Here is a 13,069-nt window from a genome sequence, read left to right on the forward strand (position 1 = left end):
TTAGTATCCAGAAAGCACATTCTGACGTTATTTTCACGTAACTGCTTAACTTTCCCTGCTCAGCCTTCTGGTTTGTACCTTCTACCAGCATAGTTCTGTAGCTTTACGAGCTGTGGCGACGTTAATATCAGGAAAGCGCCCTAAGGAGATACTACGTTTTCGTGACTGGAAAACATACCTTAGTAAAAAGCGTTTACTACCAGCTTTCTTGCTTGATAGGCACTTTAGACCGGTGATCTCAGTATCTGAGAACTCAAGTTTAGTGCTTTTGGCGGTTGATGGGTTGGTTGGTAGAGCCCGGATACGGGCATCAGTGAATTTGAATTTCGTATTCATGAAACCTCCGGAATTAGATATCCGGAGATCTTATATATATTAATACGTTGCATTATTACGGATAGTATCTACTTAGAATATTCCTATATGTGGTGGACATTAATTTAACTTGAATGATCTACCATTGCAGTTGGAGACATTGAATTCTGATACCTTCCATCATAATCGTTAATTTCTTCATCGGCTTGGAGAAAGAAAAGAGACGCAATTGCCATTCCCGGGATAAGTTTATAATAAAAGTCGCTGGTGTTTAGTAGTTCAAGGGTTATTTTCCCTGTATAGCCCGGGTCGATTTGTCCATCACATATATGAGCAAATAAAAAACCTCTTGCAATAGATCCTTTGGTTTGAACAAAACCCATTAAATCATGAGGCATTTGAACCTCTTCTTGCGAGCAGGCTAACACCTTTCCTCCCGGAGGTAAGATGATATGATCGTCTAAACTAATTGATCTTGTCGTGGTCGGCATTGTTTTCGGGGGAACAAAAGGCTCACCATCATACGGCTCGTAATAGGTGAATTGATTATCCAAGTGTAAACATATTGATGTAGTATCAATTTTTACTTTTTGACTCTTGTTTTTTATGGCGTTTTCTTGGACCAGCTGAGTTAAGCGATTACGAGTAATAACCATAGTTTTTATACCCCTCCGCCGCTAGTAATAATTGCAGCGATGACCGCCCCCACTACTGACAGTATTCCTGTGATGAAGTGTGGAATATTATTGGAAAAAAAGTCGGCAATCGCGTTACTGTCTTTCGTCTGCATTTTAATAGCATGAATGGTTTTTATCCCTGTCACAGGGTGCTCTGTAGGCCAAAATGCTATAGAGCAGTATTTTGAATCTTTCTTCATTCTCAATTTCTTACTGCTTACATTAAAAACAGGAATGTTTAAATGACCTTCAAACAGAGGATCAATCTTAGTGTTTGCAACGATAATCCCCTTAGCGGCTAAGCTTCCTTTACTAGACAAAAGGCCAAATACATTATTAGGCATGTTAAAAGTTTCTTTTGTTCGTATGAGGAGACTGCTCCCTGGGCTTATAACTATTTCGCTTTCTAGGCTCCGCCATTCTTTTTCACCGCTAACTTGATAGTGATCTCCGACGGTTAAATCTACAGAAACTTGTTCTTTAGGATCGAGGTCTAGCGGTTCAATTTCAACACCCCGGTTTTTTAAATTCCTTGCTAAAATCATTTGTTATGTCTTCCTGATCGCCGGTGAAAGGGCATTCTAAGAGGTAAAAAAATAAGAGTCTAAGTTTTTCTGTTGTTTTACCGGAGCGAAGTTTGGGTTTTAGGTGTTGTATTAGATAGTAATGATAGTCATTGAGTTTTATTGAGTACGGAATTCGCACAGGGAATTTACTAGATATAGACCGGAAGCGAATTGCAGACATAAAAAAAGCGGTCACCTTTTGGTTCCGCTTTCTTCTAGGGCCCTTATAGGATGGGCTTTTTCTCTTGCTCTTCAAAAGGTTGAAGAGATGGTACCAGCGGCCGGACTCGAACCGGCACGTCCTTGCGGACAAGGGATTTTGAATCCCTCATGTCTACCAATTTCATCACGCTGGCACAAAAGAGAGGCGTATTATAGAAATCTGAGCGCTTTCGTCAATCAATACTGATGAAAAACTGAAAAAAAGTCTTCTTTCCGTTACAATCCGCGCCCTCTGACTACATTTTCAACTCTAATGTGAAGAATTCTCCGCATGCAGGTAAAAGATTTTTATTTTGAGCTTCCTGAAGAGCTTATTGCAAGCTTTCCGCTAAAGGAACGCAGTGCTAGCCGGTTATTATCTTTAAATGGTGATAGTGGCGAGCTGAAGCACGGTGAGTTTCGAGACGTGCTGCAATTTATACAACCTGGGGATCTGATGGTCTTTAATGATACTCGTGTTATCCCCGCGCGCTTATTTGGCCAGAAAGCTTCAGGTGGACGTGTTGAGGTGCTTGTTGAACGGGTTTTAGATAGTAAGCGTGCACTTACTCATATTCGATCTAGCCGTTCGCCTAAGCCCGGCTCTCATTTGATGCTTGATGGTGGTATTGAAGCCGAGATGGTTGCTCGACATGAAAACCTGTTTGAACTTCGGTTTTTGGTTGATGGCAACATCATTGATCTGTTGGAAAAGCATGGACATATGCCTTTGCCTCCCTATATGAAACGGGAAGATCAACTATCAGATAGGGAGCGTTACCAAACGGTTTATAACCGGAAGCCCGGAGCGGTTGCTGCACCTACCGCCGGTTTGCATTTTGATGATCAGCTATTGGCTGATTTGGAGGCTAAAGGTGTTAAGCAGGCTTTCGTGACGTTGCACGTTGGTGCGGGAACTTTTCAGCCGGTCAAAGTAGATAACATTGATGAGCATGTTATGCACTCTGAATATATTGAAGTGAGTGCAGAGGTTTGTGAATTAGTGCGAGAAACAAGGGCCAATGGTGGGCGTGTTATCGCAGTGGGTACAACCAGTGTACGTAGTTTAGAAAGTGCTAGCCAAAAAGGTGAGATTGAACCTTTCTTTGGAGACAGTGATATTTTTATCTTTCCGGGGTACGAGTTCAAATCAGTTGATGCAATGATCACTAACTTCCATCTTTCTGAATCGACCTTATTGATGTTAGTGAGTGCTTTCTCTGGTTATGAACATATTAAAAAGGCTTACCAAGAGGCGGTTGAGCAGCGCTACCGTTTCTTTAGTTATGGGGACGCTATGTATTTAACACGACAATCAGATTCGCAATCAGAACTGCAAAGTTAAGAGGTAATGATGACTAGACAATGTTTTATGCAGTTTGAAAAGATTGCTGAAGATGGAAAAGCGCGACGCGCCCGTTTACAGTTTCCCCGCGGAACTATTGAAACTCCTGCATTTATGCCAGTGGGTACTTATGGCACGGTAAAAGGTATGGCACCGAGGGATATTGAGGCAACAGGTGCCCAGATCATTCTAGGTAATACTTTCCATCTTATGCTTCGTCCTGGAACCGAGATTATTAAACAGCATGGCGATCTGCATGACTTTATGCAGTGGAAAGGGCCAATTTTGACTGACTCTGGCGGTTTTCAGGTCTTTAGTTTAGGTAAAATGCGAAAAATTACTGAAGAGGGTGTTACTTTTCAGTCTCCTGTCAATGGCTCAAAAGTTTTTATGGGGCCGGAAGAATCCATGCAGGTACAGCGTGATTTGGGTTCCGATATTGTTATGATATTTGACGAATGTACGCCTTATCCTGCTACTGAATTGGAAGCCGCAGAATCAATGCGTCTCTCTATGCGTTGGGCTAAACGTTCAAAAGATGCCCATGGTGATAGCCCTTCCGCGTTGTTTGGTATTGTGCAAGGCGGTATGTATCCCAATTTACGTGACGAGTCCCTGAAGGGGTTGGAAGAGATCGATTTTGATGGTTACGCTATTGGTGGTCTTTCTGTAGGTGAACCTAAAGGCGAGATGGTTAAAGTACTTGATCATCTTGCGCATAAAATGCCGGCTAACAAGCCCCGTTATTTGATGGGGGTAGGCAAGCCTGAAGATATAGTTGAAGCAGTACGTCGCGGTGTCGATATGTTTGATTGCGTGATGCCTACGCGTAATGCGCGTAATGGCTTTCTATTCACTGATACCGGCGTAGTTAAAATAAGAAACTCAGTTCACAAAACAGATACAGGCCCCTTAGATCCTACTTGTGATTGCTATACTTGCCAAAATTTTAGTCGAGCTTATCTGCACCATTTAGATAAGTGTAAAGAAATATTAGGTGCTCAACTCAATACTATCCACAACCTGCATTATTATCAGGTACTTATGGCTGGATTGCGTCAGGCCATTGAACAAGGTAAATTGAGCGACTTTGTGGATGAATTTTATAGCAAGCGAGGCCTTGAAACTCCTCAGCTTGACTCCATATAGATTTAATAGTTTATAACGATAATATTTATATTTTACTTTTTAGGAGTAACGAATGAGCTTCTTTATCTCTCCAGCTTTTGCTGAAGGTGCTGCCGGTGCCCCAATGGAATCTGGTATGTTCAATATTTTGTTTTTAGTGGGCTTTGGTCTTATTTTTTACTTCTTTATGTGGCGCCCACAGGCTAAGCGTGCAAAAGAGCATAAAGAGCTATTGAACGGCATTAGCAAAGGTGACGAAGTGATCACTGCAGGTGGCGTCTTGGGCAAAGTAGTTAATTTGAATGATGACTATGTTGTTCTTGAAGTATGTGAAGGCACGGAATTAACGTTCCAGAAATCACATGTATCAGCGGCTCTGCCAAAAGGCACTCTTAAGAGCATTTAAGCTAATTCACAGGCACCGCTACCTAAATAGGTCGCGGTGTTTCTGTTTCTAATTGGGAAAGGGCACCCATGCTCAATCGATACCCCCTCTGGAAAAATCTTCTTATTCTATTTGTTTTGGTTTTTGGCGGTTTATATGCAGCGCCTAACCTATACCCGGATGACTATGCAGTACAGTTGACCGGTAGTAGAGATGTTTTCCAAGTTGATCAGGTTTTATTAGATAAAGTTACAGCTTCGCTTGAAAGTGAAGGTGTTGCTTTTAAATCTTCAGAACTTAGCAAAAATGCTGGTTTGATTCGTTTTGCAACGGGTGATGATCAGTTAAAGGCTAAGGACATTATCAGCAAGACAGTTGGTGATGATTATATTGTCGCTTTGAATTTGGCACCTACAACCCCCGATTGGCTAACATCTATGGGCGCAGGCCCAATGAAGTTGGGCTTGGATCTTCGTGGCGGTGTGCACTTTTTACTTGAAGTCGATTTACCTAAAGCTGTCGCTCAAAAGCTTGAGAATTATGCGTCTGAGATTAAAGGCCGTTTGCGTGAAGAGAAGCTTCGTTATCGCAAGATGGATAGCTTAGATGATGGTGGATTAGCTGTTAAATTTACGTCTGCTGAGTATCGCGATAACTCAATCGATTTATTGCGCAAGGAATATCCTGAATTTGTTGTTTCAGGTGAAGACCGTGATGGTGATTTTTACACGGTCATTAATCTGACAGAACAAGCTGTACGTGATATTGAAACTTATGCGATTAAGCAGAACTTAACAACACTTCGTAATCGTGTGAATGAGCTGGGCGTAGCGGAACCATTAGTTCAGCGTCAAGGCCGAAACCGTATTGTTGTTCAGCTTCCAGGTATTCAAGATACCGCAGCGGCGAAACGAATTATTGGTAAAACAGCGACGTTGGAATTTCGTCTAGAGGCGAAAGGCGGGGCAAGTTCTGCGCGTACAGAAGTGTATGAGTTTAGAAGTGACCTTGGCCGTAAAGCAACACTTGAAAAAGATATCATCATTAAAGGTGATAATGTTGCTAATGCGCAGTCGTCATTTGATGAAAATGGTCAGCCTCAAGTTAATATTACGTTGGATTCTAAAGGTGGTGAGCTTATGGCTCGTACCACTAAAAACGCAGTTCAACGGCGTATGGCTGTTTTATTCGTTGAGGATAAAGAGCGTACGGTTTATAAAAGTATTGAGGGTGAGCAGGTTGCTGAAACTGTTCGCTATCAAGAGAAAGGGATTATCTCTTTAGCGACGATTCAATCTGTACTGGGTAATCAGTTCAGAATCACGGGGCTTGATGGCGCTGGTGAGTCTTCTGAATTGGCGTTACTACTTCGAGCGGGTGCGCTTGCTGCGCCTATCTACTTTGTAGAGGAGCGTACAGTCGGACCTAGTTTGGGTGCGCAGAATATTGAAATGGGTGTGATGTCGGTGCAGATCGGTTTAGCGCTTGTGCTTATCTTTATGCTTATCTACTACCGAGTGTTTGGTTTACTGGCTAATATCGCTTTGGCGTTTAACTTGGTCTTATTGATTGCCATTATGTCGATGTTATCGGCAACACTGACGCTACCAGGTATTGCCGGTATTGTGCTTACAGTCGGTATGGCGGTGGATGCCAACGTGTTGATTTTTGCACGTATCAAAGAGGAGCTCGCAAACGGTTTACCACCTCAATCTGCAATTAGTTCTGGGTTTGGTCGAGCGTTTACGACTATCTTGGATGCCAATATCACCACACTACTTGCTGCGGTTATCTTATTTGCGATGGGTACAGGGCCAGTTAAAGGTTTTGCGATCACTCTGTCTGTGGGTATTTTAACCTCTATGTTTACAGCCATTTTTGTTACCCGTGCTTTGGTTAACCTTACTTATGGCAATCGTCAGCTCACTAAGCTGTCTATTTGAGGGTCTGATGATGTCTACATATAAAATATATAACTTCATGGGGCTGCGTAAAGTAGCCGTGTTTTTCTCCATTGCCATGCTGGTTGTGTCTATTGGCGCTTTAGCCGTAAATGGTCTTAAGTTTGGCTTGGACTTTACCGGCGGTAGTTTGGTTGAAATTGGTTATGAGCAGCCAGCGGATCTGAACAAAATACGTGATCAGTTAAAAGTAGTTGGTTACAACGATGCGGTTGTACAAACCTTTGGTTCACCTACCGATATACTGATTCGTTTGGGGCAGGATCATGATCCTAAACTGGGCGATAAAGTACTTGCGGCACTGCAAGATGGCGAAACGCAAACGCTAACATTACGTCGTAATGAATTTGTTGGCGCTCAGGTAGGTGAAGAGCTGCGTGAACAAGGTGGTTTAGGCATGTTGCTTGCCTTGTTTATGATCATGGTTTATGTGGCTTTTCGTTTCCAGCTTAAGTTTTCTATCGGTGCTGTTGCTGCATTAGCGCATGACGTATTGATTGTTCTGGGTTTCTTTGCCCTGTTTAAACTTGATTTTGACTTAACCGTACTGGCTGCGATTCTAGCGGTTATCGGTTATTCGCTTAACGATACTATTGTTGTCTCTGACCGCATTCGTGAAAACTTCCGCAAGATGCGTAAGGAAAGTGCAGTTGAGATAATGAATGCATCGTTGAGTCAGACGCTTGGACGTACAGTGGTGACCTCATTGACCACCTTGCTGGTGCTTGTTGCATTGGCTGTGTTTGGTGGTGAGATGATACATGGGTTTGCTGTTGCTCTACTGGTTGGTGTATTTGTGGGTACTTATTCATCTATTTATGTCGCAGCCAATGTGCTGATGGCTATGAATGTATGTAAAGAGGATCTCATGCCGCCGGAGGAGAAAGAGCAGGAGATTGATGATCGTCCTTAATCCTTTCAAAAAGCCGGCAAAAACGCCGGCTTTTTTATTTCTTCTGCTATCTTATATCCATGTTTTTGGCTTTTTATAAGGCATGGTATGCTTTCACTGATTAAGGCCTTTTTGATTATATTTGCTTTGAGAACTCTATGAGTAACGATTGGACTAAGAATGACCCCCAGGCCGCATTAGAAGCGGAAAAATATAGTAACCCCGTACCTAGTCGGGATTTTATGTTGCAGTTTATGCAAGAGAGAGGTGCGCCCGTAGGTCACGCTCAGTTGTGTGATGAGATGGGGGTTAAGGACGAGGAAAGTCGTGACGCAGTATTCTTTCGTTTAAAGGCGATGTGTCGAGATGGACAGTTGATGACCAATCGGCGCAATGAATTTGCCTTGATGGATAAAATGTCTTTTATCAAAGGGCGCGTGATTGGTCATAGAGATGGCTTTGGCTTTGTGAAACCTGAAGATGGCAGTGATGATCTGAAGTTGAGTCCTCGACAGATGCGTCAAGTCTTCGATGGGGATCAGGTCCTAGTTCAAGAAACCAATGTGGACTTCAAAGGGCGGCGCGAAGGCAAAATTATTGAGGTTATAGCGCGTAATACTCGAAAATTAGTTGGACGTTTCAGTGGGCAAGAGGGATTTGGTTATCTGCGTCCAGAGAATCAGCGTATTACTCAAGAGATAATGATTGTACCTGATCCTGAAAATCCAGCTGTTTATAAAGATGGACAGTTGGTTGTGGCTGAGCTGATCAGTCAGCCGGGGAAAAGAGATCTCCCTAAAGCTCGTGTAGTGGAGGTGTTAGGTGATCATCTTGCTCCGGGTATGGAGATTACGGTTGCCATTCATAATTATGAGATCCCAAATGAGTGGACAGATCTTGTTCGCCAAGAAATTGGTGAGCTCTCTGCTGAAGTTGAAGAAAGTGCAAAATTAAATAGAGTTGATTTGCGTGACCTACCTTTAGTCACCATTGATGGTGAAGACGCTAAAGATTTTGATGATGCGGTTTATGCAGAGAAGAAAGCATCCGGTGGTTGGCGTTTATGGGTCGCAATCGCAGATGTTTCTTGGTATGTGAAGCCAGGGACAGAGTTAGATAAGGAAGCATTCCAGCGAGCAAATTCAACGTATTTTCCTGAATTTGTTGTGCCTATGTTACCTGAACTACTTTCCAACGGTCTATGCTCGCTTAATCCTGCGGTAGACCGTTTGGCTATGGTTTGTGAGATGACCATAAGTGAGAAAGGTGTTCTGTCGGGTTATAAATTTTATGAAGCGGTTATCTGTTCTCATGCGCGTTTGACCTACACGAAAGTTGGCAAAATGCTTATGGAACCCGATGATGGTGAATCTAAGCAGTTACGAGCAGAGTACGCCAATGTAGTACCACATCTTGAAGATCTCTATAGTCTTTATTTTGCTTTGCGTAGAGCGCGTGATATTCGAGGGGCGATTGATTTCGAGACCACTGAAACTCGAATGATCTTTGGTGAGAACCGTAAGATAGAGGAGATTATCCCTGTTCATCGTAATGATGCCCATAAGCTCATTGAAGAGTGTATGTTATGCGCAAATGTGGCTACGGCACGCTTCTTAAGTAAATTGGATATCCCGGCTATATATCGTGTGCATGAAGGCCCTAAAGAGAAAAAACTAGAGAACCTTAGGGCATATTTAGGCGAGTTAGGGCTTAATTTGGCAGGCGGAGATAAGCCAGAGCCTAAACATTACCAAGAGCTAGCAGAATGGATTGAAGAGCGGCCAGATCGACATTTAATCCAAACAATGATGCTGCGCTCAATGAGGCAAGCTGTTTATAGTCCAGATAATCAAGGACACTTCGGTTTAGCTTATCCAGCTTACACACACTTTACCTCGCCTATTCGTCGTTATCCTGACCTGCTTGTACATCGTTTGATTCGATCGGCTATTCATTCAAATAAAGAAGATAGCTCTATTCGAAGACCTGAAGGTTTTACTCCTAACCCTGAATTTGTTTGTTCTTATAGCATGGAGCAATTATTGGAGTTAGGTGAACACTGCTCTATGACTGAGCGTCGTTCAGATGATGCGACACGTGATGTAGTGGCATGGTTGAAATGTGAGTACATGCAGGAGCATGTTGGTGATGAGTATGAAGGCGTTATCGCCGCCGTTACGGGTTTCGGTGTATTTGTAGAGTTAGATGATTTATTTGTTGAAGGGCTTGTGCATATTACTGCCCTTCCGGGTGATTATTATGTGTTTGACCAAGCTAAACAGCGTTTAGTGGGTGAGCGAACACGTAAAACCTTTAAGCTGGGGGACCGCTTGAGAGTGAAAGTAGTTCGTGTTGATCTTGATGAACGCAAGATCGATTTTGAGCTTGCTCAGCAGCAGAGAGAAAAGAAAAAGACAACGAGAGAGTTGTTGGCAGAAGGCAAAATTGGCGAACCTAATAGTAAAGCCAAACTACCAGGTAATCGGCAAGAATGGGGTAACCGTCCCATGAAAAGTGGTGATGATAAATCGCACCCTCGAAAAGGTTCACAACGTGAAGCGTTGGCAAAGTCGCGTAGACAAAGTGCCTCAACCTCGACCGATGAAAATAAGCCTAAGCGGCGTATCACTGCGAATAAAGGTAAGCCTTCAGCTAAGAATGCTTTATCGCCAGCAGAGCAAGAATTAATGGCGTTTAATGCTGGTGGCAAAGGGCAGAGTAAGAAAGCTAAAAAGAGAAAAGAGACTGCAAAGCCTAAGTTGAAAGGTAAGCAAAAAGGGTTAAAGGTGAAAAATAAACAGCCTTTATGATATATATGTATTGTAGATTAATTTTTGAGCAATTATTGTATAGGTCTGAGGTGTTAATATAGACTAACTGATGAGTCTACAGGTTAATAATGCTATAAAAACCATTTTTTTTGTCATAAATTAGACATTATACTGTACTATTTTAAATTGTAGTTCATGCTAAGAGTGCGCCTGTGCTCAGTCGCTAAAATAATAATGATCTTAAGGCTTAATCTTAATCTGCTGTGAATGAGGCGTTTGGTTCGCTTTTTTGGCGGATGTGGCTTCGCTGAAACTAAATAAAAGGTATTTCTTATGCGTAAGGATGTAAAAGGAGTTATTGCGGGGGCCTTTCTGCTGGGAAATGCTGTCAGCGGAGTAGCCGTAGCGGAAAACTTATTGCAAGTTTATGAGATGGCTTTAGAGCATGACCCTACGTTCCAGTCGGGATTCCACGAGCACGAAGCGTCAAAAGAGATCTATAGTCAAGCCAAAGCTCTGCTGTTACCTACTATTAAGTTTGATTACAGTACGACCGATACCTCAGTCACCATTAACCAATCAGACAACCCTGCGTTTGACCGTACAGCAGATAGTTATACGGCAGATAATATGACGCTGTCACTGACCCAGTCTGTATATAGTTTTAGTAACTGGGCTTACTTTAAACAGGCAAAAGAAGATGTAAAAAGAGTTGCTTCCGAATTAGAGGATGTGAAGCAGGATCTCTTTATGCGCGTCTCGGAAGGTTATTTTTCGGCTTTACGCGAATATGATAATTATCGATCAGTTAAATCAGAAGTTACTTCGCTCCAGAAACATTATGAGCTTGTTCAGCAGCAACGTGAAGATGGTCTTGCGCGTATAACGGATGAGCTAGATGCGCAGGCTCGTTTTATGCAAGCGAAAGCGCGAGAAGTCGAAATTCGTAACGCCTTAAAAGATGCTTTGCAGGGCTTGAAGGAGATGACTGGGCAAGTGCCTACTTCTCTGGTCGGATTGGGGTTGGACATGAATTTGGTGGAGCCAACGCCGGCTTACCCTGAAGAGTGGGTAGAGAAAAGCCGTGAACATAATCCATTAGTTATTGCTAAGCGTTACGCCTCGGCAGTTGCTTGGCAGGAGGTTCGGCGTCAAAAAGGTGGGCATTACCCTACGCTAGACCTTGTCTATACAACTAATCAACGAGTTACTACAGGATCGGTATTTGATGGGGCTAATGATATTGATACCGAAGATTTATTGCTGAAGTTGACTGTTCCTATTTATGCCGGAGGTGCTGTTTCATCAAAAGTGCGTGAGGCGGTTGAACTTCATAATAAAGCGCAAGACGAATTACGCATCGAGTGGTTAGCAACCGAGCGTGAAACTTACGCAGCCTTTGATGGTGTTGTCGGCTCTATTGCAAAAGTGGAAGCGTTGCAGAATTCGGTAGATGCGTATGAGTTAGGTGTTGAGGCTAAGCGAACCGCATACGAGTCTGGTTTAACCTCTAGTTTAAGTGTGCTTGATGCTGAGAGAGATCTGTTCTTTGCGAGAACGGATTTCTCTAGTGCACGCTATGACTATCTAATTAACACACTGCGTCTAAAAAGGGCTGTTGGCCTATTAACACTGGCTGACCTTAAGCAAGTTAATAATATGTTATCTGGTAATGAACAGGCGTTTGAGATAACGGCTAATGTTATGGATAGTCGTACCTATAGAGCGAGAAATCAGGCCGCTAGGTGAAAATTGATATTTAGTGTTTGAATGCTTTGTTTTTGATGGTGTTGAATGAAATTCAAGGCAGCATATTGGATTGAGTTATATGCTGTAAATATGGCGATACATACTAAATAAGTGGTATGTTCGAAAAAGGCAAAAAATTATAGTACCTCGGTACAATGGTTAATCAGTTGTTAAGCTGTATCTTTAATATATTGGCTTTACGCTTGGAAAATAACAAACAAAGAAGGATATAAATACTGTGTCGACTCAGTTACTGATTTATGGAGATGTTCAGCCTGTTAATAAGCAGCGTCATGCGGGCTGGTCAGTTAAAGCGGGAAATCAGTTTGGTTTTGCGCAAGGGGTTAACTCTGTTCCTTTAATGGCGGTGGAATTTCCGAATGCCGCTGAAGAGTACAGTATTGTTTTTGCAGGAGAAGGGGACAATTTGCTGCCCGTAGTGTTAATGGGTGTGCGAGAAGATGAAAACTTATATGTCGATAGTGAAGGTGGTTGGTCAGCTAAGTACATTCCAGCCTTTGTTCGCCGTTACCCCTTTGTTTTCTCAAGTGCAGACGAGGGTGCAACTTTAACTCTTTGTATTGATGAGGGGTTTGAGGGGTGTAATGAAGAGGGCCGTGGAGAACGCTTGTTTGATGCTGAAGGCGAGCAGACTCAGTACTTGAACTCTGTGCTGGACTTTCTAAAAGAGTACCAGGCGCATTATCAGCGCACAAAAAGTTTTGCTAAAAAACTTGTTGAGCTTGATCTGCTGGAGCCTATGGGTGCTCAGTTCACGACACCTGCGGGTGAGAAGCGAACGGTTACCGGTTTTCAGGCTATTAATAGAGATAAACTGAAGGCGCTTTCACCTGATAAATTCTCGGATTTAGCGAAGACTGATGAGTTAGAGCTAATTTATCTTCATCTACAGTCAATGAGAAATTTTTCTAAAATGTTAGATAAAGTTTCAACAACTAAAGCTGAAGAAGCAGAAGAAGTACATTAGTAAAATAAAAAAGGGTGGTTTTTCTACCCTTTTGTTTTTGAAGGACTTTTTGAAACCGGGGATGTGTGGCAGCGCTGATCCGGTTTTCGTC

General features: G+C 42.7%; 11 protein-coding genes and 1 tRNA gene. 8 read left to right on the plus strand and 4 right to left on the minus strand.

The window, feature by feature from the left end; genetic code table 11:
* Positions 1–81 precede the first annotated feature (81 nt).
* From Q4486_RS10010 to Q4486_RS10025, 4 genes are all read right to left on the minus strand, one after another.
* The gene (locus Q4486_RS10010; protein WP_303519294.1) at positions 82–336 is read right to left on the minus strand and encodes an Arm DNA-binding domain-containing protein; all 255 of its coding nucleotides are present in this window, start codon (positions 334–336) and stop codon (positions 82–84) included.
* A gap of 104 nt (positions 337–440) precedes the next feature.
* Positions 441–971 carry a dCTP deaminase gene (gene dcd / locus Q4486_RS10015; RefSeq protein WP_303519295.1) on the minus strand — a complete coding sequence of 177 codons (531 nt, stop codon included), beginning with the start codon at positions 969–971 and terminating at the stop codon, positions 441–443.
* A 5-nt stretch (positions 972–976) separates the two neighbouring features.
* The gene (locus Q4486_RS10020) at positions 977–1,537 is read right to left on the minus strand and encodes a hypothetical protein (RefSeq protein WP_303519296.1); all 561 of its coding nucleotides are present in this window, start codon (positions 1,535–1,537) and stop codon (positions 977–979) included.
* 290 nt (positions 1,538–1,827) lie between these two features.
* Positions 1,828–1,914 (minus strand) — tRNA-Leu (locus Q4486_RS10025).
* A 137-nt stretch (positions 1,915–2,051) separates the two neighbouring features.
* Between Q4486_RS10025 and queA the strand changes: the two genes are divergently transcribed.
* The 8 genes from queA (at position 2,052) to Q4486_RS10065 (ending at position 12,978) form a co-directional block, all read left to right on the plus strand.
* Entirely contained in the window at positions 2,052–3,104 is a 1,053-nt protein-coding gene (gene queA, locus Q4486_RS10030; RefSeq protein WP_303519297.1) for a tRNA preQ1(34) S-adenosylmethionine ribosyltransferase-isomerase QueA, read from the plus strand.
* A 9-nt stretch (positions 3,105–3,113) separates the two neighbouring features.
* Complete coding sequence (tgt, locus tag Q4486_RS10035; RefSeq protein WP_303418756.1) at positions 3,114–4,253, plus strand: tRNA guanosine(34) transglycosylase Tgt; 1,140 nt, start codon at positions 3,114–3,116, stop codon at positions 4,251–4,253.
* A 52-nt stretch (positions 4,254–4,305) separates the two neighbouring features.
* Complete coding sequence (yajC, locus tag Q4486_RS10040) at positions 4,306–4,638, plus strand: preprotein translocase subunit YajC (RefSeq protein ID WP_067866595.1); 333 nt, start codon at positions 4,306–4,308, stop codon at positions 4,636–4,638.
* A 68-nt stretch (positions 4,639–4,706) separates the two neighbouring features.
* On the plus strand, positions 4,707–6,560 hold the full coding sequence (gene secD / locus Q4486_RS10045) for a protein translocase subunit SecD (protein WP_303418752.1): 1,854 nt from the start codon (positions 4,707–4,709) through the stop codon (positions 6,558–6,560).
* A gap of 10 nt (positions 6,561–6,570) precedes the next feature.
* Complete coding sequence (gene secF / locus Q4486_RS10050) at positions 6,571–7,491, plus strand: protein translocase subunit SecF (protein WP_303418749.1); 921 nt, start codon at positions 6,571–6,573, stop codon at positions 7,489–7,491.
* Between the two features lie 137 nt (positions 7,492–7,628).
* Positions 7,629–10,280, plus strand: a complete 2,652-nt coding sequence (gene rnr, locus Q4486_RS10055; RefSeq protein WP_303519298.1) for a ribonuclease R — start codon at positions 7,629–7,631, stop codon at positions 10,278–10,280.
* Between the two features lie 294 nt (positions 10,281–10,574).
* A complete protein-coding gene (locus Q4486_RS10060) occupies positions 10,575–11,990 on the plus strand; it encodes a TolC family outer membrane protein (RefSeq protein ID WP_303519300.1) in 1,416 nt (471 codons plus the stop codon).
* 238 nt (positions 11,991–12,228) lie between these two features.
* Positions 12,229–12,978: a SapC family protein gene (locus Q4486_RS10065; protein WP_303519301.1), complete on the plus strand. Its 750-nt coding sequence runs from the start codon at positions 12,229–12,231 to the stop codon at positions 12,976–12,978.
* Positions 12,979–13,069: the final 91 nt, after the last annotated feature.

It is taken from the genome of Neptuniibacter sp. 2_MG-2023, assembly GCF_030547495.1.
Taxonomy (GTDB): domain Bacteria; phylum Pseudomonadota; class Gammaproteobacteria; order Pseudomonadales; family Balneatricaceae; genus Neptuniibacter.

Excerpts from the sequence above, each read along its gene's own strand:
- tgt (WP_303418756.1), top strand. The coding sequence starts at position 3,114 with ATGACTAGACAATGTTTTATGCAGTTTGAAAAGATTGCTGAAGATGGA.
- Q4486_RS10060 (WP_303519300.1), top strand. The coding sequence starts at position 10,575 with ATGCGTAAGGATGTAAAAGGAGTTATTGCGGGGGCCTTTCTGCTGGGA.
- queA (WP_303519297.1), top strand. The coding sequence starts at position 2,052 with ATGCAGGTAAAAGATTTTTATTTTGAGCTTCCTGAAGAGCTTATTGCA.
- Q4486_RS10010 (WP_303519294.1), bottom strand. The coding sequence starts at position 336 with ATGAATACGAAATTCAAATTCACTGATGCCCGTATCCGGGCTCTACCA.
- rnr (WP_303519298.1), top strand. The coding sequence starts at position 7,629 with ATGAGTAACGATTGGACTAAGAATGACCCCCAGGCCGCATTAGAAGCG.
- secD (WP_303418752.1), top strand. The coding sequence starts at position 4,707 with ATGCTCAATCGATACCCCCTCTGGAAAAATCTTCTTATTCTATTTGTT.
- yajC (WP_067866595.1), top strand. The coding sequence starts at position 4,306 with ATGAGCTTCTTTATCTCTCCAGCTTTTGCTGAAGGTGCTGCCGGTGCC.
- secF (WP_303418749.1), top strand. The coding sequence starts at position 6,571 with ATGTCTACATATAAAATATATAACTTCATGGGGCTGCGTAAAGTAGCC.
- Q4486_RS10020 (WP_303519296.1), bottom strand. The coding sequence starts at position 1,537 with ATGATTTTAGCAAGGAATTTAAAAAACCGGGGTGTTGAAATTGAACCG.
- dcd (WP_303519295.1), bottom strand. The coding sequence starts at position 971 with ATGGTTATTACTCGTAATCGCTTAACTCAGCTGGTCCAAGAAAACGCC.